Origin of the sequence: Streptococcus sp. 45 (genome assembly GCF_900108865.1) — a bacterium.
Taxonomy (GTDB): domain Bacteria; phylum Bacillota; class Bacilli; order Lactobacillales; family Streptococcaceae; genus Streptococcus; species Streptococcus ruminicola.
This window is the reverse complement of the sequence record NZ_FNXZ01000001.1, coordinates 439,636-460,907: the sequence shown is the minus strand read 5'-3', so window position 1 is coordinate 460,907 and position 21,272 is coordinate 439,636. Positions and strand designations below refer to the sequence as shown.

General features: G+C 37.9%; 25 protein-coding genes. 17 read left to right on the top strand and 8 right to left on the bottom strand.

Features of this window, described 5'->3' with window-relative positions; translation table 11 throughout:
* The first annotated feature begins 17 nt into the window (after window positions 1–17).
* The gene (locus BMX18_RS02205) at window positions 18–428 is read left to right on the top strand and encodes an NUDIX hydrolase (protein ID WP_093814880.1); all 411 of its coding nucleotides are present in this window, start codon (window positions 18–20) and stop codon (window positions 426–428) included.
* Between the two features lie 45 nt (window positions 429–473).
* Here BMX18_RS02205 and BMX18_RS02200 read toward each other — a convergent pair whose 3' ends face one another.
* The gene (locus tag BMX18_RS02200) at window positions 474–1,289 is read right to left on the bottom strand and encodes a DUF6287 domain-containing protein (protein ID WP_093814878.1); all 816 of its coding nucleotides are present in this window, start codon (window positions 1,287–1,289) and stop codon (window positions 474–476) included.
* Window positions 1,290–1,712: 423 nt separating this feature from the next.
* On the opposite strand from BMX18_RS02200, the gene BMX18_RS02195 reads away from it, so the two are divergent.
* From BMX18_RS02195 to BMX18_RS02180, 4 genes are read left to right on the top strand one after another with little or no spacing between them, the layout of a single operon-like run.
* Window positions 1,713–2,510, top strand: coding sequence for an HAD-IIB family hydrolase (locus BMX18_RS02195; RefSeq protein ID WP_074602524.1), 798 nt, complete (start codon window positions 1,713–1,715; stop codon window positions 2,508–2,510).
* A complete protein-coding gene (locus tag BMX18_RS02190) occupies window positions 2,510–3,331 on the top strand; it encodes a Cof-type HAD-IIB family hydrolase (protein WP_074602522.1) in 822 nt (273 codons plus the stop codon). Before BMX18_RS02195 ends, BMX18_RS02190 begins: the two co-directional genes overlap by 1 nt.
* Before the next feature lie 39 nt (window positions 3,332–3,370).
* Window positions 3,371–4,672 (top strand): signal recognition particle-docking protein FtsY, encoded by a 1,302-nt coding sequence (ftsY, locus tag BMX18_RS02185; RefSeq protein ID WP_093814876.1) that lies wholly within the window; start codon window positions 3,371–3,373, stop codon window positions 4,670–4,672.
* A 4-nt stretch (window positions 4,673–4,676) separates the two neighbouring features.
* The gene (locus BMX18_RS02180) at window positions 4,677–4,847 is read left to right on the top strand and encodes a hypothetical protein (RefSeq protein WP_006532752.1); all 171 of its coding nucleotides are present in this window, start codon (window positions 4,677–4,679) and stop codon (window positions 4,845–4,847) included.
* A 41-nt stretch (window positions 4,848–4,888) separates the two neighbouring features.
* On the opposite strand, the gene BMX18_RS02175 is transcribed toward BMX18_RS02180, so the two are convergent.
* Genes BMX18_RS02175 through BMX18_RS02165 form a run of 3 tightly spaced genes read right to left on the bottom strand, consistent with a single transcriptional unit; the run spans window position 4,889 to window position 6,743 of the window.
* Window positions 4,889–5,701 carry a TIGR03943 family putative permease subunit gene (locus BMX18_RS02175; RefSeq protein ID WP_074868126.1) on the bottom strand — a complete coding sequence of 271 codons (813 nt, stop codon included), beginning with the start codon at window positions 5,699–5,701 and terminating at the stop codon, window positions 4,889–4,891.
* A complete protein-coding gene (locus BMX18_RS02170; RefSeq protein WP_006532750.1) occupies window positions 5,698–6,603 on the bottom strand; it encodes a permease in 906 nt (301 codons plus the stop codon). Before BMX18_RS02170 ends, BMX18_RS02175 begins: the two co-directional genes overlap by 4 nt.
* Window positions 6,604–6,608: 5 nt before the next feature.
* Window positions 6,609–6,743, bottom strand: a complete 135-nt coding sequence (locus tag BMX18_RS02165; protein ID WP_006532749.1) for an SPJ_0845 family protein — start codon at window positions 6,741–6,743, stop codon at window positions 6,609–6,611.
* Between the two features lie 188 nt (window positions 6,744–6,931).
* Between BMX18_RS02165 and BMX18_RS02160 the strand changes: the two genes are divergently transcribed.
* The 7 genes from BMX18_RS02160 to BMX18_RS02130 all read left to right on the top strand — a co-directional run bounded on the left by BMX18_RS02160 (window position 6,932) and on the right by BMX18_RS02130 (window position 12,848).
* Window positions 6,932–9,064 carry a Tex family protein gene (locus tag BMX18_RS02160; RefSeq protein ID WP_093814874.1) on the top strand — a complete coding sequence of 711 codons (2,133 nt, stop codon included), beginning with the start codon at window positions 6,932–6,934 and terminating at the stop codon, window positions 9,062–9,064.
* Window positions 9,051–9,494 carry a SprT family protein gene (locus tag BMX18_RS02155; protein WP_074868120.1) on the top strand — a complete coding sequence of 148 codons (444 nt, stop codon included), beginning with the start codon at window positions 9,051–9,053 and terminating at the stop codon, window positions 9,492–9,494. The genes BMX18_RS02160 and BMX18_RS02155 overlap by 14 nt, the downstream gene beginning before the upstream one ends.
* A gap of 110 nt (window positions 9,495–9,604) precedes the next feature.
* Window positions 9,605–9,883, top strand: a complete 279-nt coding sequence (locus BMX18_RS02150) for a PspC domain-containing protein (RefSeq protein ID WP_039696523.1) — start codon at window positions 9,605–9,607, stop codon at window positions 9,881–9,883.
* 323 nt (window positions 9,884–10,206) lie between these two features.
* Window positions 10,207–11,136, top strand: coding sequence for an HPr(Ser) kinase/phosphatase (gene hprK, locus BMX18_RS02145; protein WP_093814873.1), 930 nt, complete (start codon window positions 10,207–10,209; stop codon window positions 11,134–11,136).
* Entirely contained in the window at window positions 11,136–11,918 is a 783-nt protein-coding gene (lgt, locus tag BMX18_RS02140; RefSeq protein WP_093814871.1) for a prolipoprotein diacylglyceryl transferase, read from the top strand. Before hprK ends, lgt begins: the two co-directional genes overlap by 1 nt.
* 23 nt (window positions 11,919–11,941) lie before the next feature.
* On the top strand, window positions 11,942–12,361 hold the full coding sequence (locus tag BMX18_RS02135; protein WP_014335086.1) for a DUF948 domain-containing protein: 420 nt from the start codon (window positions 11,942–11,944) through the stop codon (window positions 12,359–12,361).
* Window positions 12,354–12,848, top strand: a complete 495-nt coding sequence (locus BMX18_RS02130) for a YtxH domain-containing protein (protein WP_074481447.1) — start codon at window positions 12,354–12,356, stop codon at window positions 12,846–12,848. The genes BMX18_RS02135 and BMX18_RS02130 overlap by 8 nt, the downstream gene beginning before the upstream one ends.
* A gap of 67 nt (window positions 12,849–12,915) precedes the next feature.
* Here BMX18_RS02130 and BMX18_RS02125 read toward each other — a convergent pair whose 3' ends face one another.
* Window positions 12,916–13,206, bottom strand: a complete 291-nt coding sequence (locus BMX18_RS02125; protein ID WP_014335084.1) for a DUF3270 domain-containing protein — start codon at window positions 13,204–13,206, stop codon at window positions 12,916–12,918.
* A gap of 273 nt (window positions 13,207–13,479) precedes the next feature.
* Between BMX18_RS02125 and BMX18_RS02120 the strand changes: the two genes are divergently transcribed.
* Together BMX18_RS02120 and BMX18_RS02115 are read left to right on the top strand one after the other, a co-directional pair.
* Complete coding sequence (locus BMX18_RS02120) at window positions 13,480–14,406, top strand: peptidase U32 family protein (protein WP_074481448.1); 927 nt, start codon at window positions 13,480–13,482, stop codon at window positions 14,404–14,406.
* A 135-nt stretch (window positions 14,407–14,541) separates the two neighbouring features.
* Window positions 14,542–15,831: a peptidase U32 family protein gene (locus BMX18_RS02115; RefSeq protein ID WP_074481449.1), complete on the top strand. Its 1,290-nt coding sequence runs from the start codon at window positions 14,542–14,544 to the stop codon at window positions 15,829–15,831.
* A gap of 56 nt (window positions 15,832–15,887) precedes the next feature.
* On the opposite strand, the gene BMX18_RS02110 is transcribed toward BMX18_RS02115, so the two are convergent.
* The gene (locus BMX18_RS02110; protein ID WP_074481797.1) at window positions 15,888–16,217 is read right to left on the bottom strand and encodes a hypothetical protein; all 330 of its coding nucleotides are present in this window, start codon (window positions 16,215–16,217) and stop codon (window positions 15,888–15,890) included.
* 111 nt (window positions 16,218–16,328) lie between these two features.
* Here BMX18_RS02110 and BMX18_RS02105 point away from each other — a divergent pair, with 111 nt between their 5' ends.
* Entirely contained in the window at window positions 16,329–16,541 is a 213-nt protein-coding gene (locus tag BMX18_RS02105) for a YdbC family protein (protein ID WP_014335080.1), read from the top strand.
* A 128-nt stretch (window positions 16,542–16,669) separates the two neighbouring features.
* The gene (locus tag BMX18_RS02100) at window positions 16,670–17,422 is read left to right on the top strand and encodes an HAD family hydrolase (protein ID WP_074868117.1); all 753 of its coding nucleotides are present in this window, start codon (window positions 16,670–16,672) and stop codon (window positions 17,420–17,422) included.
* Between the two features lie 63 nt (window positions 17,423–17,485).
* Here the strand turns inward: BMX18_RS02100 and BMX18_RS02095 are convergent, their stop codons facing one another.
* Together BMX18_RS02095 and BMX18_RS02090 are read right to left on the bottom strand one after the other, a co-directional pair.
* Window positions 17,486–18,679 carry an MFS transporter gene (locus BMX18_RS02095; protein WP_093814869.1) on the bottom strand — a complete coding sequence of 398 codons (1,194 nt, stop codon included), beginning with the start codon at window positions 18,677–18,679 and terminating at the stop codon, window positions 17,486–17,488.
* A 120-nt stretch (window positions 18,680–18,799) separates the two neighbouring features.
* Window positions 18,800–19,339, bottom strand: coding sequence for a TetR/AcrR family transcriptional regulator (locus BMX18_RS02090; protein WP_074481452.1), 540 nt, complete (start codon window positions 19,337–19,339; stop codon window positions 18,800–18,802).
* 157 nt (window positions 19,340–19,496) lie between these two features.
* Between BMX18_RS02090 and BMX18_RS02085 the strand changes: the two genes are divergently transcribed.
* Window positions 19,497–21,266 carry an MFS transporter gene (locus BMX18_RS02085; protein WP_074965145.1) on the top strand — a complete coding sequence of 590 codons (1,770 nt, stop codon included), beginning with the start codon at window positions 19,497–19,499 and terminating at the stop codon, window positions 21,264–21,266.
* Window positions 21,267–21,272: the final 6 nt, after the last annotated feature.

Here is a 21,272-nt window from a genome sequence, read left to right as displayed (position 1 = left end):
TCATTAAAGGGTAAAAAATGGTAAATAAACTAATTGCGCACAGTTTAATAAAATATCACGAAAAATACTTAGTGATAAAACGCGTTGCAACAAGCTATGGTAGAAATAATGTTTATCCGTTTTATTGGGATATTCCTGGGGGTAGCGTTGGGAGTGAGGAGTTGCCGAAAGGTGCTGCCATCAGAGAGTGTCTTGAAGAAGTAGGACTTCAGATCAAAATAGATGATATTATTCATGAAGATAGTAATTTAGATAATGGTGTTGTATACACTAGATTAGTTTATGCTGCTCATCTTCCTAAGAATAAGGAAATAAATGTCACATTAAATCCCGAAGAACATACTGATTATCGTTGGATAAGTGTTTTGAATGATTTGGACGGAGAAAAAATTGTTCCATATCTGGTAGATATTCTGAAAAATGAATAGTAATTCAGATTTTAAAAGCCTAGCAATAGCTGGGCTTTTTGTTTGTTATTCTTCAGTTTTTACATCATTTTGAGTATTTTCTTGTGTGTCAGAAGCTTGCTCATCTGTTGTAGTTTCGCCATTTTGCAAGTCTTGTTTGGTGTCTTCTTCTGGCGTTTCTACTGACTCAGATTCGGTTTGTGAGACTTTGCTGTAGTTGTTAGAAACTTTATAGAAAACGCTGTTTATGAATTGCTGTGTTGATTCATAGTCGAAACGGCTAAGCTGAGTGGCAAAGAGACGATCACGACCGTAGTCTGATGGGTCAGAGTCAGTGATACTAAAATGCCAATCAGGAATTTGATTACCTGCAGCATAGTAGTACAAGATGAAACCACCGCCTCTTTGAGAAGAGACTTGAGAAATAGCTTCGCCTTTATCATCGTAAGCGAGAGCAGACAAAGTCAATCTACCATTTTCTGAGACAATGCCCTCTGGAGAAAATTCGAAAGTAAAGCCGTTGGCGTCCTGCCATGTTCCAGCAAGACTAGAAAAATCACCTTGAGCTAGCGCCGCAAAATCCAATTGACTAGCTTCTTTGCTAACTTGTCTAGAATCGACGATAGTTTTTCCATCTTTAACTAAATCGTTGGTAATCTTTTTTTCATTTGGCAGTTGGAATAAATCAAGGCGCTTGTCGCCTTCTTTTTTCTTAGCAGAAGATGAAGTGCTTTTGCCCTTAGTGCTTCGGTGAAGGTGTTGACTGGCTGTTACGCTTGTATGCTTGTGTTGCGAATGCTGATTGAGAGCCAAAGCCCCTCCACACACAGTCAGTACCAATAAGCCAGAAATCCAGAAAGCGCGATTTGTTTTTTTCATCATCGTTTACCTCTTTAAATAATATTCTTCTAAATAATCTATTCGAAAAAAAGTTTTTAAAACCTAGCTTTTTTTCAAAAAAATTTTAAAAAATATAAAATCAATTTCAAGTTATTATTGTTTTAAATAGCTTTTTAGCATATTTGCGAGCTATGCTCTTAAAAAGGATACTTTCCGCCGTGGTGATAGTGGCTGAAGCGGCGATGAAATAAGCCACCGGGAAGTTTTGAGACCTTAGGCTCAAAACTTAGACATGGAATTTTGAAGAAATTCGCTGCCGACCACACCACCTAAGAAAGTATCAAAAAGATTTTGTTTCTACTAAAAAATTACTAAGAGCACTTGCTGAAAAAGAATAGATTATTAGCAGGAAAAAGTTGGCGTTTTTTGCTAGAATAGAATTATGTAATATTGAGGGAGAGAAAAATGGTAAAACTTGTAGCGACAGATATGGACGGCACTTTCTTGACTAGTAAAGGCTTTTATGACAATCAACGCCTCCATAATGTCCTCGAAAAATTTGAAAAGAACGATATGTTATTTGTGGCAGCTAGTGGGCGTTCAATGCTTGCTTTGGAAAAAATGTTTGCGCCACATGCTGATAAAATGGCTTTTATTGCTGAAAACGGAACACTTGTTAAAGTCGGTGAAAAGACAGTTTTTGAATCTGGTTTAACAAAACCACAATTTTTAGAGATTACGGATACTTTAATTGAAAGTCCTTATATGACAGGTTATGATTTCTTATTATCTGGTGAAAATGGAGCTTACTTGCATCCTAAGGCCAGTGATGAATACCTTGAATTTATCAGTCATTACTATGAAAATGTGCAACGTGTTGATAATCTAGCAAATGTTACTGATAATATCTTGAAAGTGACTGCTAACTTTGCAGAAGATACGGTTCGAAAAGGTGAAGCTTGGTTTAACCAACGTATTGATTACGTTAAGGCAGTAACGACAGGCTTTAAATCAATCGACATCATTCTTTCTGATGTCAACAAAAGAACAGGCCTTGAAGCACTTTGTGAGTCTTATGGATTATCAGCTGCGGAAGTTGTTGCATTTGGAGATAACCTCAATGACTATGAAATGCTTGAATTTGCTGGAAGAGCAGTTGCAACCAAAAATGCTCGTCAAGAAATCAAAGAGATTTCTAGCGAAATTATCGGACATTGTGATGAAGAGTCGGTGATGGCTTATATGGAAGGATTAGTTGATTAATGGCAGATATTAAATTGCTTGCCTTGGACCTAGATGGCACACTCTTTAACAGCCAAAAAGTTGTCACACGAGAAAATAAATTGGCTCTTAGAGCAGCGCGTGATATGGGTGTCAAAGTGGTTATCACGACAGGACGACCACTAAAAGCTATCAGTGGTTTGCTTGAAGAATTAGACTTGATTTCTGATGAGGATTATCTGATTACCTTTAATGGTGGCTTGGTTCAAAAGACGACAGGTGAGATTTTAGCTAAGAGCGAGCTCAGCCGTTCTCAGCTTCAGCTTTTGTACCGTCATCTAGAGCCCTTAGCTCTACCATTTGATGTGCTTAGTGACGGCATTGTCTACAGTCTTTCCTGTCGTGGCAATGAATCGCACTACCCGCAAGCAAATCCAACCCTTGAATTTGTAACGGTTGATAGCTTTGCTGACATTCCTGAAAATGTGATTTACAATAAGGTGGTTAGTGTCACAAAACCAGAATTTTTGGATCAACAACTCTTAAAATTGCCAAAAGAACTATATCAACATTTTGAAATTTTTAAATCACGTGATATCATAGTAGAAATGATGCCTAAAGGGGTTCATAAAGCTGCTGGTTTGAATCAACTAGTTAAACACCTAGGCTTATCATCAGAAAATGTCATGGCTATGGGTGATGAAGAAAACGACCTTTCCATGTTAAAATGGGCTGGGTTAGGTGTTGCTATGGCAAATGGTGTTGCAATCGCAAAAGAAACAGCAGATGCTGTGACAAGTCGTACCAATGATGAGTCTGGCGTCGCAGAAGCTGTTAAAAAATACATTTTAGAAGCTAAGTAGAAAGGATAAGAGGACAGTATGTTCTCTTGGTAGCTTAATATGGGATTATTTGATCGTTTATTTGGAAAGAAAAAGGATACAAAAGAGCAGATTGAAGAACAAGAAATTGCTCAGGCACTTGAAGAAACTTCTGCTGATGAGAGTAAAGAAGTAGCAGAACCAGCTGCCGTTCAAGCTCAAGCAGAAGACGTGATTGAAAGTGAAGTAACTCCAGTTTCTGAAGAAGCTAGACAGCTTGATGAAACTAAGGAAGCAGCTGAAGCTGATTTTTCAGGAGTCATGGCAGATTATTATGCTAAAAAAGAAGCAGCCAAAGAGGCTTTAGACCGTGGTGAAACAGTTGAATTTGAAGCTGTTGAAACAAAACAAGAAGACGTAAAAGAAGAGTCAGTAGAGTCAGTTAATGCACCTGTTGAGACTGAAGAAGAAAAATACAATCGCAGTCTTAAAAAGACACGCACAGGATTTAGCGCACGCTTGAATGCCTTTCTAGCAAATTTCCGTCGTGTGGATGAGGACTTCTTTGAAGAATTAGAAGAAATGCTTATCTTGTCTGATGTCGGTGTTAATGTGGCTACACAATTGACAGAAGACTTGCGTTATGAAGCTAAGCTTGAAAACGCTAAGAAAGCTGATGATTTGAAACGTGTCATCATTGAAAAATTGGTTGAAATCTATGAAAAAGATGGTGTCTTTAACGAACAAATCAATTTCCAAGATGGGTTGACTGTTATGCTCTTTGTCGGAGTCAACGGAGTTGGTAAAACAACATCAATCGGTAAGCTTGCTTATAAATACAAAAATGAAGGCAAGAAAGTCATGCTTGTTGCGGCTGATACTTTCCGTGCTGGTGCCGTTGCTCAGCTTGCGGAATGGGGACGACGTGTTGATGTCCCAGTTGTGACGGGACCAGAAAAAGCAGACCCAGCTTCAGTGGTCTTTGATGGTATGGAAAGAGCTGTCGCTGAAAATGTTGACGTTCTGTTGATTGATACCGCAGGTCGTTTGCAAAACAAAGATAATTTGATGGCAGAGCTTGAAAAAATTGGTCGAATCATTAAGCGCGTGGTACCAGATGCTCCGCACGAAACCCTTCTTGCACTTGATGCTTCGACAGGTCAAAATGCTCTTAGCCAAGCAAAAGAATTCTCAAAAATCACACCATTAACAGGACTCATCTTGACTAAAATCGATGGAACTGCCAAAGGTGGTGTTGTTCTAGCTATCCGCCAAGAACTTGATATCCCAGTTAAATTCATTGGATTTGGTGAGAAGATTGATGATATCGGTGAATTCGACTCTGAAGACTTTATCCGTGGTCTCTTAGAAGGGATTATTTAAGGAAATGCTTGATTTCGTAAAAGCACATTTATCGACAATTCTCTTGACCTCATCGACGCTTGTCTTAACGCTGATTTATCTTGCTGAAGCCAAGTGGCAAATCATGGCGGTTTGGGGAATCTTGACACTGTTTAACATTATTAGACTAGCTGTTTCTTACAAGAAAAATAACTAAAAAATACCCACCAGTTTATTAGTCTGGTGGGATTTTATTATCTAAAAGACGCGATAAACGTAAGGATTATCAGGGGCATCTGTTTCTTTAATCTTAGAAATGTGTAGGACTGGTAAGTTTTGTTCCAAAGTCTTATCGTACTCAAGACTAATGGTACCAGTTGCTGTAATCCATGTGTTGTTTGGATAGCTAGTAGCATTGCCAGTCGTTAAAAGCCCATAGACACCTGAATCGGCAATACAGTGAATGATACCAAAACGGAAAAGAAATTGATAACCATCGTGACCTGGTTCATTATAGACAAAACCAGTATAAGTGATATTACGTCCAGAAAATTCATCAGGATAAAGGTAGATGAGCTCCATGATTTCCATGTAATTATCCGTTGTAATGGTCAAATCACCAGAACCTTTGTATTTTTTCATTTCTTTTCGCATTTCCTTATCATAAGCAGCAGAAGTGAAATAAAGACTGGTATCTGGTTTTAGGTATTGGACACGTGTGCCATCTTCGCTGACTGTTCCAGTTGAGCCTGCTGCAAGTGGGAAGTGGTAACCCTTGGCAGAAACCGTTGTAGAATCCAAGGTTACTGTTGGAACTAAAAGTCCGATAAGTACTGGAATGACCAGAATCATTGGACTGGTGATTTTCGCTAATTTTCCATGTAAATGGCTGTGCATTTTCAAATCTTTAACCCAGATAATTAATTGCACGATAGCTAAAACAAATGACAGCACCATGGAAATGTATGCTAGATAAGCGTAGTGGTTATTGATGTACTGATTTAATTTTCCTGAAATTTGTAAGTACATGGTTAATTCAAAATAACCAGCAAGAATTAAAAATCGAATCATCCAATCACCCCCACAAGTAGACAGTAAAGGATAATCATCCCAGCAGAAACGCTAATAAATTGCACGATAAAACGTTTCTTAAAGGAATTGAGCATCATCATGAGGTTTTTGATATCCACCATTGGACCAATCAAAAGAAAGGCAAGGACTGGTGCAGTCCCAAAACTTGAGAGAAGTGAAGCACCAATAAAGGCGTCGGCTTCACTACAAAGTGACAAGATGAAGGCTAACAGCATCATCACTAGAATGGCTGTTAAGGCATTTCCACCGATTTTGGTTAGGATATGGGTTGGCAAATAAATCTGCATAGCCGAAGCTACCAAAGACCCAAAGACCAGATAACGCCCAGTGTCGAATAATTCATCGATAGCATGTGCTAAAACGAGGAAAATCTTGCGATACCAAGGTTCACCAGAGTAATTGTGAAAATGACATGGTGCCATATCTTCTTTTAAAATATTGTCATCGACCACAAAGCCAAGCATAATTCCAAGCGTGATAGCAACAACAACAGCACCAAGAAGTCGCAACCACAAGAAGCGCCAGCTATTTCCAAAGGCTGAGTATGTTGCAAAAAGCACGATAGGGTTGATAATCGGTGCTGTGGCTAGAAAGGGAACAGCAGTGTAGCTAGGAACTTTTTTCTCTAGAAAGCGTGTGATGATGGGAATAATCCCACATTCACAGGAAGGGAAAATAAAACCAACGAAGGTTCCAAAGAGAATTCGTAGGAATTTATTTTTAGGGAGGTAACGTTGCACCAAATCAGGTGTCACGTAAACCTCGATAAAACCAGATAAAATCGTTCCAAGCAAAACAAAAGGCAAGGCCTCAATGATAATTGAGATAAAAATCGCAAACCATTGTAAGACACTTGCTGGTAAGTGATTAAAAATGTCCATAAAACTTAATGAGTCGCTTTCTTATCGTTTTTATCCTTACTTTCCTTTTCTTTTTCAGGGTCGCTAGAGACTTTTGGAAAACTTGCAAAGTTTGCAAACATTGACTCTAAATCGTCTTGACGTTTGTGAGTGATTGCCATAAGATGGACACCTCTTTTCTAAATATAGTCACCAGTTATTATACTATCATTTGAAAAAATCAGCAAAAGCTAAGCGGATATTTATAAGATAGAATTTGATAAAATTCGGTAAAAGTTAAGTTAAAAATCATCAAAAGAATCAGTAAAAATCCCAGCTTTAAGAGTTTTTTTGATATAATAGAAAGGCTATGAAAAATGAAAATATACATAAAATTGCTCAAGAATTAACAATTAAAGAGAACCAAATTGCCAAAGTTCTCGAGTTGACAAGCGAAGGAAATACCATTCCTTTCATCGCTCGTTATCGTAAAGAAATGACTGGTAATTTGGATGAAGTTCAAATTAAGGCTATCATTGATTTGGATAAAAGCATGACAGCTTTAGCTGAACGCAAAGCAACGGTATTAAGTAAAATTGAAGAACAAGGAAAATTAACAGCTGAGCTCAAAAAAGCAATTGAGGCAGCTGAAAAATTGGCTGACGTTGAAGAACTTTACCTTCCTTACAAGGAAAAACGTCGTACTAAAGCAACCATTGCCAGAGAAGCAGGGCTATTTCCCCTAGCACGCCTGATTTTACAAAACAAAGCTTCGCTTGAAAAAGAAGCTCAAGCTTTTATTTGTGATGGGTTTGAAACAGCTGATAAAGCTATCGCAGGAGCTTGTGAAATCTTGATTGAATCTTTCTCAGAAGACAATCGCCTTCGCTCATGGGTTTACAATGAAATCTGGTCATATAGTTCTGTTGTTTCGAGCGTTAAAGATGAAACTGCTGATGATAAAAAAACGTTCCAAATCTATTATGATTTCTCAGAAAAAGTTTCTAAAATGCAAGGCTACCGCATCTTAGCTCTTAACCGTGGTGAAAAGCTAGGCATTTTAAAAGTTGGTTTTGACCACAATACTGACAAGATGATTCGTTTCATGGCGTCACGTTTTAAAAACAGAAATGCTTACATCGACGATGTCATCTCAAAAACCATCAAGAAAAAAATCGTTCCAGCTATGGAACGCCGTATTCACAGTGAGTTGACAGAAAGTGCTGAAGATGGGGCTATAGAGCTTTTCTCAGAAAATCTTCGCAACTTGCTTTTAGTATCACCGCTAAAAGGGAAAATGGTTCTTGGTTTTGACCCTGCCTTTCGTACAGGAGCCAAGCTAGCCGTGGTTGACCAAACAGGTAAACTCATGACAACACAAGTGATTTACCCAGTTGCACCTGCTAGCCAAGCCAAAATCGAACAGTCTAAAAAAGATTTAGCTGAGCTCATTTCTAGCTATGGCATTGAAATTATCGCTATCGGAAATGGAACAGCTAGCCGTGAAAGTGAAGCATTCGTAGCGCAAGTCTTGAAAGATTTTCCAGACGTTTCTTATGTTATTGTCAATGAAAGCGGAGCTTCTGTCTACTCTGCTTCTGAGCTTGCTCGCCATGAGTTCCCAGACTTGACGGTTGAAAAACGTTCTGCCATTTCTATTGCTCGTCGTCTTCAAGACCCTTTGGCAGAATTGGTTAAAATCGATCCAAAATCAATTGGTGTCGGCCAATACCAGCACGATGTAAGTCAGAAAAAATTGGCTGAAAACCTAGATTTCGTTGTTGATACCGTGGTTAACCAAGTCGGGGTTAACATTAATACAGCAAGTCCAGCACTCTTGTCACACGTATCAGGATTAAATAAAACCATTTCAGAAAATATCGTTAAATACCGTGATGAACACGGTCGTATCAGTTCGCGTGAAGAGATTAAGAAAGTGCCACGTCTGGGGGCTAAAGCCTTTGAACAAGCAGCAGGTTTCTTACGCATTCCAGGAGCCGAAAACATCCTTGATAACACTGGTGTTCACCCTGAGTCATATAAGGCTGTTGAACGCTTGCTGAAAGAGCTGGACATCACTGATTTGGATGATTCGGCTAAGGCAAAACTTCAAGCGGTGTCTGTAAAAGATATGGCTGAAACAATCGGACTTGGTCAAGAAACGCTGAAAGATATCATTGCTGATCTCTTAAAACCAGGTCGTGATTTGCGTGATGATTTTGAAGCACCAGTCCTTCGCCAAGATGTGCTTGATATTTCTGACCTTGAAATCGGACAAAAATTAGAAGGGACTGTTCGAAATGTGGTCGATTTTGGTGCCTTTGTTGATATCGGTCTTCACGATGATGGCTTGATTCACATTTCACAAATGAGCAAATCCTTTGTTAAACACCCTAGCCAAGTCGTTTCTGTTGGTGATGTGGTCACAGTGTGGGTTTCAAAAATCGATAAAGAGCGTGGCAAAATTAACCTTTCTTTGGTAGATTTACGTGAACTTAACTAATTACGTCAAAGAAGTTTCACAAGAAGATTTTGGAAAAGACTTCCGACATATAGCTATCTGGAACACTCGTCTCAGGACAACTGGCGGACGCTTTTTCCCAGCTGATGGGCATCTAGATTTTAATCCAAAAATCCTTGAGGTGTTTGGACTGGAGAACTTTCGAAAGATTGTTCGTCATGAGCTTTGCCATTATCATCTTTATTTTGAAGGAAAAGGTTACAAACACGCTGACGCAGATTTTAAAGAATTACTTCAAAAGGTTGATGGCCTTCGCTACACACCGACTATGCCAAGTGAGACGCATTATCATTGCTATCGTTGCCAAAAGTGCAGACAAGAGTATCGTAGAAAACGCCGTGTCAATACCAAAAAATATCGCTGCGGCCGCTGCCATGGGAAACTCTTAGAAATCAAAAGTCTAGAAACTTAGAGAACTATCAGAAACAGACTTTCTAATTATAAAATCAGTCGTAAGGCTGATTTTATTTGTAAAGAAATTAGGTATAATCATTATAGTGAGAAAAGAAGGAAGGGATAAAGATGAAATCAGCTCTTTATAAACAGCGAAAGAATAAACTGGTTTGTGGTGTTTGCGCCGGAATTGCTGATAAGTTTGGCTGGGACTTGCCTTTGACACGTGTCCTAGCAGCATTGCTAATGTACTTTTATGGCTTTGGCATTTTGCTTTACATCCTCTTAGCAATTTTTCTTCCTTACAAAGAAGATATCACTCGTGACCAATATGGTACGGGGCCACGTCGAAGAAAGGATGCTGAAGTTGTTGACGATGATGACGACAATGACGGCTGGTTCTGGTAATCACTGACAAATAGAGTTTTTAATGTTGTAATCAAAAATGTCTAGATAAGTATAACAGGAACTTATCCTAGTCTATGAAACAAGAAAAGGTTTGGGAAAAGTCTCAAGCCTTTTTACGTGTACTTGGAAAAGCTAATAATTAATTTTCAAAAGCTTGCGTGAGCGCTTACTTTTTAGGCTGATTGTGATATAATAATGAAAAAAGAGGAAAAGGATTGAACAGAATTGTTACTTTAGTGAAAATGGACTTGTTATAAGAAAAGCCTATTTTTATCGTTTTCAATTCATTTTACATTTTTTGTAAAAAGTTCATGGTATGAGACATGTCAGTTACTGTAAAAATGTTAGTCGACAAGGTAAAACTTGATGTTATCTACGGTGATGATGACTTATTATCAAAAGAGATTACAACGTCAGATATTTCACGTCCAGGGCTTGAAATGACTGGCTATTTTGATTATTATTCACCAGAGCGTTTGCAGCTTTTAGGGATGAAAGAATGGTCATATCTAACGAAAATGACCTCACACAACCGTCGTCATGTCCTAAGAGAAATGATTAAGCCAGAAACACCAGCCATTATCGTGGCGCGTAATTTGGCTATTCCAGAGGAAATGATTAGCGCTGCTAAGGAAAAAGGCATTGCGATTTTGCAAAGTCACGTTCCAACTAGTCGTTTGTCTGGTGAAATGTCATGGTATCTTGATTCTTGCTTGGCAGAACGTACAAGTGTCCATGGTGTTTTGATGGATATCTACGGCATGGGTGTCTTGATTCAAGGAGACTCTGGTATTGGTAAAAGTGAAACAGGTCTTGAGTTGGTTAAACGTGGTCACCGTTTGGTAGCTGATGACCGTGTGGATGTTTTTGCTAAAGATGAAGAAACCCTTTGGGGTGAACCAGCTGAGATTCTTCGTCATTTGCTAGAAATTCGCGGAGTTGGGATTATCGACGTTATGAGCCTATACGGTGCAAGTGCTGTTAAGGATTCATCACAAGTTCAATTGGCCATTTACCTTGAAAATTATGAGTCAGGAAAAGTCTTTGACCGTCTTGGAAATGGTAATGAAGAGCTTGAGTTGTCAGGAGTCAAAATTCCACGTCTACGTATCCCAGTTCAAACTGGTCGAAACATGTCAGTTGTCATTGAGGCAGCTGCCATGAATTATCGTGCCAAACAAATGGGATTTGATGCGACGAAGACTTTTGAAGAACGCTTGACCCAACTCATTACAAAGAATGAGGGGAACTAATGATAAATCCAATCGCGATTCAATTTGGTCCCTTTGCCATTCGCTGGTATGCGCTTTTCATTGTTTCAGGTATGCTTCTAGCAGTTTATTTAGCTATGAAGGAAGCACCACGACGTAAGATTATTCCAGATGATATTTTAGATTTTATTTTAATTGCTTTTCCAATAGCGATTATCGGGGCTCGTCTTTATTATGTGATATTTGATTTTGACTATTACGCTAGTCAGCCTTGGACTGAGATTTTTGCAGTATGGCATGGTGGTCTAGCCATCTATGGTGGTTTGCTGACGGGAGCCATTGTTCTCTTTGTCTTTTCTTATTATCGTGCCATTAATCCACTTGATTTCTTAGATATCGCTGCTCCTGGTGTGATGATTGCGCAAGCTATTGGGCGCTGGGGAAACTTTATCAATCAAGAAGCTTATGGTAAAGCTGTTAAGAGTCTTGACTACTTGCCTGATTTCATTAAAAATCAAATGTATATCGATGGTAGTTATCGCGTTCCGACCTTTTTATACGAGTCAATGTGGAACTTGCTTGGTTTTATCATTATTATGAGTGTGAGACACCGTCCACATTTTCTAAAACAAGGAGAAGTGACGTTCTTTTATTTGATTTGGTATGGTTGCGGACGCTTTGTGATTGAAGGCATGCGAACAGATAGTTTGATGTTCTTAGGTATGCGAGTGTCACAATGGTTGTCAGCCGTATTAATTCTTCTTGGAATTGTCTTGATCGTTTGGAGAAGAAACCAAAAAGATATTCCTTATTATCAGGAATAAGTGCTTAGGAGATAGGAGATAAGATGTTAGAAGTAGCTTTGTTAATTTTTGCCATCGCTTTTGCAGTTATGGTTGGCGTTTTTATACCAATTGGTGTTAAACTATATAAAACAGTTGATGTTGTTAATGAGACTATTGAGGAGTCAAAAGAAACGATTAAAGTGTTGACAAGTGATGTGAATGTCTCGCTTCACCAAGCCAATGAAATCCTCGCTAAAGCTAACGTTTTAGTAGAAGATGTCAATGGCAAAGTATCAACGATTGATCCTTTGTTTGTCGCAGTAGCAGACCTTTCAGAATCAGTTTCTGATTTGAATGCGCAAGCGCGTCGTCTCTCTCAAAAAGCCACTCAAGCGACATCAAATGTTGGTAAAGCTAGTGCAGCTTATGCTGTCGGTAAAGTTGCCTCAAAACTATTAAAAAAGGAGAAAGAGCATGAGTAAATTATTGAGAAATGTGATTATTGGTGTTGCCTCAGGTGCAGCCGCAGCTTATTTCCTATCTACTGAAAAAGGTAAAGAATTACAGAAAAAAGCAAGTAAAGCATATCAAGCTTACAAAGAAAATCCTTCTGAATACCATCAAAAAGCTAAAGATAAGGCAACAGAATACACTGACTTAGCAGTAGACACTTTTAACGATTACAAAGAAAAATTTGAATCAGGCGAACTAACAACTGATGAATTTCTTGAAATCGTTAAAGAAAAAGGTCAAGCAGCTGCTGACTATGCGACTGAAAAAGTATCAGAATTAACATCAAAAGTATCTGATGTCGTTGACGATGTTGCTGATAAAGCAGAAGATGTCAAAGAAGATGTGGAAGCTGAAGTTGATGATATTATCATTGATTACACAGCAAAAGAAGATGAAACACCTTCTGAAGAACCAAAAGCTGAAGCTGAAAAATCAGAAGAAGATACTAAAGCATAATAAAAAGGCGGTCCAAAGGGCCGCTTTTTTCGTATTAAAAAACTCCCAGCAATGGGAGTTTTGTTTATCAATGTCTTAATGACCAAATAATGCTTGAAACAGCTGACGTAATGGCTAGGCTGATAAGAGAGGCAAACAAGAAAGCCCAGATTGGCGCCAGATTCAAGACAAGTAAAAAGAAAGATACCACTACAGTGGAAATAGCAAATAAAGCGATACGGGCAAAGAACATGAGTTCCTTGAGCTTAGCGCTTCTGTGATTAATTTCCTGAAATTCGTAAAATTTAGGGGTATCATCTACCTGAAGATGTTGTTCTTGTTCTTCAAGGTCTTTATGTTGCTTTAACGGTGTTGGCATAATCCCTCTCCTCTATTTCAACTGATATCATACCATAAATTAATATGTTTGTCACCTTTTTTTAAAAAAAGCTCTTGACTCTTTGTCAAAAATATGTTTAAAATAGTTGTTCCTCTTTTTTGTTTCAAAATGAGGATTTCTTTTTGAGTCTCTCCTCTCATAAAGTTTTGCTCATTCTGAAGCTAGATTAAAATACTTTAGAAAGCTATAACAAAAGGATTCTGAGGAGATCTGAGTGACGAATTGTTATAGGAGTGGTATAATTAAAACGTTATGGAAAAAATAATTATTACTGCGACAGCTGAATCTATCGAGCAGGTCAAAGAGCTCTTAGATGCAGGTGTTGACCGCATTTATGTGGGTGAAGAAAATTATGGTTTGCGTTTGCCGCACAATTTCACGTATGATGAACTTCGTGAGATTGCTGATATGGTTCATGCCGCTGGTAAAGAATTGAGTGTTGCATGTAATGCATTGCTCCACCAAGACATGATCAATGCCGTTCGACCATACCTTGATTTCTTGAAAGAAATTAAAGCTGATTACGTAGTAGCTTGTGATGCTGGTCTTTTCCACATCAACAAACACGAAGGCTACAACTTCAAGATGATTTACGATGCTTCAGTTTTCGTGACATCAAGCCGTCAAGTAAACTTCTGGGGTGACCACGGAGCAAGTGAAACGGTTCTTGCACGCGAAATCCCATCAGCAGAGTTGTTCCAAATGTCTGAAAATCTTCGCTACCCAGCTGAAGTGCTTGTCTACGGGGCAACTGTTATCCATCATTCAAAACGTCCTTTGTTGCAAAATTACTATAATTTTACACACATTGATGATGAAAAAACACGTGAACGTGGTCTTTTCCTTGCTGAACCAAGTAACAAAGACTCACACTATTCAATTTATGAAGACAAACACGGTACACACATCTTTGATACTGACGACCTTGATATGATGCCAAAAATAACTGAGTTGGTTGAACACAATTACACACACTGGAAATTAGATGGTATCTACTGCCCAGGTCATGATTTTGTTGAAATCGCAAAAATCTTTGTGAAAACAAAAGCCTTGATGGAAGCTGGTGAATTCACATCAGATCAAGCTTTCTTGTTTGATGAAGAAATCCGTAAATTGCATCCAAAAGGACGTACACTAGGAACTGGATTCTACGAATTTGATCCAGAAGAAGTCAAATAAGGCTCACGCAAATATCTGTTTATCATGATTGAGTTACTATTTCAGGGCATGATAAGCAGGATTACACAGTTAAATGGATAAAGCTTAGCGTTTATCAAAAATCATTTTTACTATCTTGAAAATAGGAAGATTATAATGTCAAAAAATAATTTTAAACGTCCAGAGGTTTTAGCACCTGCTGGAACTCTTGAAAAATTAAAAGTCGCTGTAGATTACGGAGCAGATGCAGTCTTCGTAGGTGGTCAACAATACGGTCTTCGTAGCCGTGCTGGTAACTTCTCTATGGAAGAATTGCAAGAAGGGATTAACTATGCCCATGCTCGCGGTGCTCGTGTGCACGTCGCAGCTAACATGGTTACTCACGAAGGAAACGAAGTCGGTGCAGGAGAGTGGTTCCGTCAACTTCGTGATATGGGATTAGATGCAGTTATCGTATCAGACCCAGCCATGATTACAATTTGTTTAACAGAAGCACCAGGTTTAGAAGTCCATGTGTCTACACAAGCTTCTACAACTAACTATGAAGCATTCGCTTTCTGGGAAGAAGTTGGTGTATCACGTGTTGTTTTGGCGCGTGAAGTTGGGGTTGCTGAAATTGCAGAAATCCGCAAACACACATCACTTGAAATTGAAGCCTTCGTTCACGGGGCAATGTGTATCGGTTATTCAGGACGTTGTGTCCTTTCAAACCACATGAGTCACCGTGATGCTAACCGCGGTGGATGCTCACAATCTTGCCGTTGGAAATATGACCTTTACGATATGCCATTTGGTCAGGAACGTAAAAGTCTTGAAGGTGAAATTCCAGAACCATTTTCAATGTCATCAGTTGACATGTGTATGATTGAACACTTGCCAGATTTGATTGATAATGGTGTTGATAGCTTCAAGATTGAAGGTCGTATGAAATCAATTCACTACGTGTCAACAGTTACAAACTGCTACCGCGCAGCTGTTGATGCTTACCTAGAAAGCCCAGCAAAATTCGAAGCCATCAAAGGCGAATTGCTTGATGAGCTTTGGAAAGTTGCTCAACGTGAATTGGCAACTGGTTTCTACTACAAAACACCAACAGAAAACGAGCAACTCTTTGGCGCTCGTCGTAAAATACCACAATATAAATTTGTCGGAGAAGTTGTTGCCTTTGATGAAAGCACAATGACAGCAACAATCCGTCAACGTAACGTTATCCTCGAAGGAGATAAGGTCGAATTTTACGGTCCAGGTCTTCGTCACTTTGAAACAACTATCAAAGACTTGCACGATGCTGATGGAAACAAAATCGACCGCGCTCCAAATCCAATGGAATTACTAACAATCACTGTCCCACAAGCGGTTCAACCTGGCGACATGATTCGTGCTTGTAAAGAAGGGCTCGTTAACCTTTACAAAAACGATGGTTCCAGCAAAACTGTTCGCGCATAATTAATGCAGTAATAATAAAAAAATGAACGACTGATAAACATTTGTGTTTAGGTCGTTCATTTTTTGTTGAGATTTTGCAACTGAGATTTTCTAACTGTCGGTGGCACTAAGCTTAGACGCTTGATGTCATCAATAGGAATAATGGTTGAAATGTTCTTTTGGAAGTTCTTCAAAATGAGCTTGCCGTTTTTAGCATCGTATTTGACCAAATCTCCTGTAAAACTATCGTCCTCATAAATGGCATGAAGGGCAAGATGTTTGTTTTGGGCTTCCTTGATGATGGTAATGATTTTATTAGCTTTTAAATTAATCTCACTTGTCTGTGGCGCTCGAAAGTCAATGTAAGCTTGCGCTTGTTTTTTAAATTGCTTAATAATATTTTTCATAGTCATTTATCCTAAAAATTGATAAAATGATTATACACCTTTTAAGAAAAAAAATAAATAATCAAAAGTTTAGAAATTTTTTACGAATATATTAAGTAGGAGGAGATAAATATGTCAGAATTTAAATTTGAAATCGTTGAACACTTGCTTACCCTATCAGAAAGCGATAAAGGATGGACAAAAGAATTAAACCGTGTCAGCTTTAACGGTGCTGAACCAAAATTTGATATTCGTTCTTGGAGCCCAGACCACAGCAAGATGGGCAAAGGTGTGACACTTACAAACGATGAATTCAAAATCATTTTGGATGCTTTTCGTTCATGATAAAAAAGTCAGCTAATCATTTTTCAAAATGGTTGGCTGTTTTTTTGTGATTAAGGCTGGTCAAATGCCACATTTTCCTCTATAATAGCCCTTGTAAACGTAATCATAAGATTTTTAGGTGAGGACAAATGGCAAATTTGCAGTATAAAAACTATATTTTTGATTTTTACGGTACCTTGGTTGATATTGAGACTGATGAGAAAAATCCCCAATTATGGGCGCAAATGGCAGAACTTTATCGTGCTTATGGAGCTGATTATACTGGACCAGCTCTAAAGACACATTATGATGCTTTGATTAAACGCCAAGAAGAGCAGTTGCGTAAGCGACTAAAACTAGAACATGTCGAAGTTGATTTGGTTCATGTCTTTATCGAACTCATGTTAGAAGCGCCGCAAAAACATGCGACAGATAGTATCATTCTTGATTTGGAAACTTGGGGAAATCTCATTGCTCAGACCTTTAGAATGCTGTCACGCAAAAAATTGCAAGCTTACGAAAATACGCTAGCCACTTTGAAAACATTAAAAGAAGCAGGAGCTACGGTCATTTTACTTTCAAATGCTCAGCGTGCATTTACCCAAGCAGAGATTGAAATGACAGGATGCAGAGAATTTTTGGATAAGATTTACATCTCATCAGACCACAAAATGAAGAAACCGCAAGTTGACTTTATGAACCTTGTTTTAGAAGAAAATCAGCTTGATCCAAAAGAAAGTGTCATGGTTGGCAACGACTTCACCAGTGACATGGCAATCGCACAAGCAGCAGGCATGGATGGCATTATGTTAAACACCTTCCCATACAACCAAGAAGACATTCAAAACCTTAACACCATGAATGCCAAAGTGATTAATGATATCAGTGAGTTGGTGGGGTGAGAAAATGAAAAAGAGTTTGGAAATTTTCCAAGCTCTTTTTATGTTATAAAGATTAGTAACGTTTCAAATGCTATAATTTCTTAACTTATTGTTTGAATAATAAAGTAAAGCGACTAAAAGCAAAGCTCCTGCAAATAGCACAACAAAAATGCGCCATGATAAGAAATCAGCAATAAATCCAAAGAACAGAGAACCAATGGCAAGTGTTGGAATAGTTATTGTATAAAAAGCACTAAATACTTTTCCAAGGTGTTCATTTGGAATTTCAGTTTGTAAAATTGGCTTTTGAGCAACATGTGTTACTCCTAAAAATAGGCATGACATAAACCAAATTAGCAAGATGACGAAACGATTTTGTGCCAATGCAGTGGATCCAATTCCGATTCCAAAAATAACAGTTGCTAGCCAAAAAGCTTTACCGTAACTTAGTTTTTGTAATAAAAAATTTGCCACAAAGGTTGTTCCGAGCAAAGTTCCCACAGCACAAGCAGATACTAAAAGACCGTAAAAGGCAGAGTTACCAACTTCTTTAGCAATTAGGAGTTGATAAACGTTGAAACCACCAAAGAGAAAGTTAAGTATAGCCCCTCCAAGCGTAATTGAAAATACGACTTTATTTTTCAAAATAAAGCGAAGTCCGCTAAGGAAGTCTGTTTCTTCAACACTTTTTTCAATTTTTTCTTTAAATCTTATCTTTCTAAACAAAATGATTGATCCCAAGAAAGTAAAGACATCAATAAAAAGTAAAGGAATATAACTGATAACAGAAAGTAAGAATCCACTAATGGCAGTGAAGACGTATTCTGTTCCGTTGTAAGCTATAGACATATACATCTCTGCTTTTGCTAAATCTTTTGAAGCGACAATCTTTGGAACCAGCGCATCTTGAACAGTGTAAGTATTTAGCCCGACAGTTGAGGCGATGAAAACACAAGTAAAAATAATGGCTAAACTAAGATTAGCATTTATGTCTTTTAGGCACATTCCCATAATGATACCTAGTACGGCTAATAGTTGTGCCCACTCTAATAGTACTAATAGAAATTTTTTAGGGTGAGAGTCAATCTTTTTTCCAAAAACAAAAGAAAAGGTATTGGGAATAAAAATCAAAAAATTCAATAGCCCAACATACCGAGCACTATTTGTCATTTCTAAGACATACCATGATAGAACAATAGTGTAAATTGAATCACCACAATTGCTAATTAATCGTCCCAGAAATACATGACTAAAGTCTTTATATTTTTTTAATATCATAAATCGTCCTTTCGCTGCCATAATTATAGCTGATTTCAATATTTTGTCAATATAAAAAATATTTCGATAATTTTTACTGAGTTAAATTAAAAAAATCCCCAGAGAAATATGGGGGTTCTCTCACAAAAACAATTCTTCCAATTTGACGATAATATTGCTGATTTCTTCTGGGCTTTTTTTAAAGTCACTTTCAATCCATGCGGAAATGATTCGCTCAAAAGAGGCGCAGAAGGCTTCAATAATCAAATCATCAGTTATTTTACTTTTTTGTTTGATTCTATTTTTGAGATTAACATTTGTTGTGACCAATCGTTCTAGTAGTACACGAACGGTTTTTGAAAATTGCACATGGGGCGCTTGTGAGATGACTTTGAAGTGTTTGGCATCATCTTTAATATACTTTAGACTTTCGAGGATTTTATCTGGTTTATCAAGATTTCCTTTGGATAAAATATTCCAGAATCTTTCGGAGGTTTCGTCACTGATGGTTGTTGCTAGGTCATCTTTATCAAGAAAATGCTGGTAAAAAGTTCCGCGGCTAACACCAGCTTTTTTGGCAATGTCAGCGACTGTGATTTCTGAATAAGTTTTGTCAAAAAGCAATTCAATAAGGGCGTTTTTTAGGCTTTCAACGCTGCTTGTTTTTCGATTAATCGTCATATTTTTCCCTTAATTAAACACATTATTAAAATCTGTCATGGTTTTTGGTTTGTTAATATTGTATTATTTTTTCGTAAAATGTTAAAGCGTTGACTTATCGTATTAAGCTTTTTGAAGCATAATGGGGTATGAGTTTTTATGAAGAAAGGATAGGAATATGTCAAAGACAAGAAAAGTATTTGGGTTCGTCGGATTAGTTCTTGCCATGTTTATGGGAGCTTTGGATGCTACTATCGTTAATATTGCCTTACCAGACATTATGAAGCATCTCAATTCTAGTTTGACAGATACGAGCTGGGTTTCAACGATTTATGTTTTGGCAATGGCTGCTTTTATTATTACAGCTTCTAAGCTCGCTGATTTGTATGGTCGTAGATTAGTTATGCTGATTGGTGTTGCTATATTTGGAGTCTTTTCATTTGCTTGCATGATGGCAAATTCGCTAAGTTTTTTAATTGCTTTCCGATTTTTCCAAGGAATCGGTGGGGCAATTTTGACACCGATTGTTTTACCAATGGGGATTGCACTTTTTGGAAAAGCAAACACAAGTAAGGTAACAGCAGTTATAGGTGCATTCAGCGCTTTGGCTGCAGCAAGCGGTCCAGTCATCGGTGGCTTTATCATTAATTGGGCAAGCTACAATTGGATTTTTGGAATTAATATTCCAATTGCTTTGATTTCTTTTGTGCTTATTCTAGTTGGCAATGAGGAATCTTATGATTTTAGTATTGCTAAAGAAATTGACTGGCTTGGCATGCTATTTTTGACTTGTGCCTTAGGAGGTTTGACATTTGGTCTTCTAGAAGGAAGAGAATATGGTTGGACGTCAACTATCATTTTATCCAGCTTTGCCATTAGTTTAGTTGGCTTAATCTTGTTAATTTTTGTAGAAGGAAAAGTAAAATCACCGATTATTGAATTATCACTGTTTAAAGAAAAGACCTTTACAGCCTCAAGCATCATTTACATGATTTTTGGTTTTGCAATTATTGTACCGTCATTGATTTTGAATTACTTCCTTCAAAATGTTCGTGGCTATAGCGCTCTTCATTCAGCTTATCTCATCGTGCCAACCTCTTTAGCGATTGCTGTGGGAATGCCTCTAGCAACCAAAATGTACCAAAAACTTTCTGCGAAACTTCTTATTGGTATTGGGATGTTTATCACAGCAGCTGGACTTTTTATGCTAAGCTTAGTTCAATTTGAAACTTCAGAAGCTATTATCATTTGTTGTAATGTGATTATTGGTCTTGGTTTAGGATTTATGGCGATGTCTATGACTGCTTCTGTAAGATACCTTCCTGTTATTAAAGCAGGAATTGGTTCTGGGATTGTCAACGCTTCAAGATATATTGGGCAAGCGATTAGTATGGCATTACTTGTGACTATTTTGAATGCTAATATTAACACGGCTAAGGATAATATCAGGCATGATGCTTATGTTCAAATTGATAAGCATGTTTTATCTGATTCTGTGAAATCTGTTGCTAAAATGGAAATCAAAGAAATCTTTGACTCTACAAGTAAGACCACTGATTCTTCTAAAAAACAAAGCCAGATATTTACGAAGGTCAAAGCTGCGGCTAAAAAGACTGATAATCTTCCTCTCCCTAAGAAAGGCAGTGATTATCGAAAACTCTATGATGCTAACAGTCAGTTAGCTGCAGGCACAGAAAAAGTTGTGACAAATCTCCCAGATCAACTTAGCTCAGCACTATTGCCATTAACCCAAGGACAAACACAATTAGGACAAGGAATCCAACTCCTAGCCCAAAAAGAAGAACTGACTGATACCTTCCAAAAGATTAAAGACTCTAAAAATAAAAATCTTAGCCGAGCCTTTAACCAAGTCTTTATTATCGGTTCTTTGATTGTCCTAATCACAAGCCCACTCGCTTACTTCACTGATAAAAAAGAAAAAAAGTGATGGAGA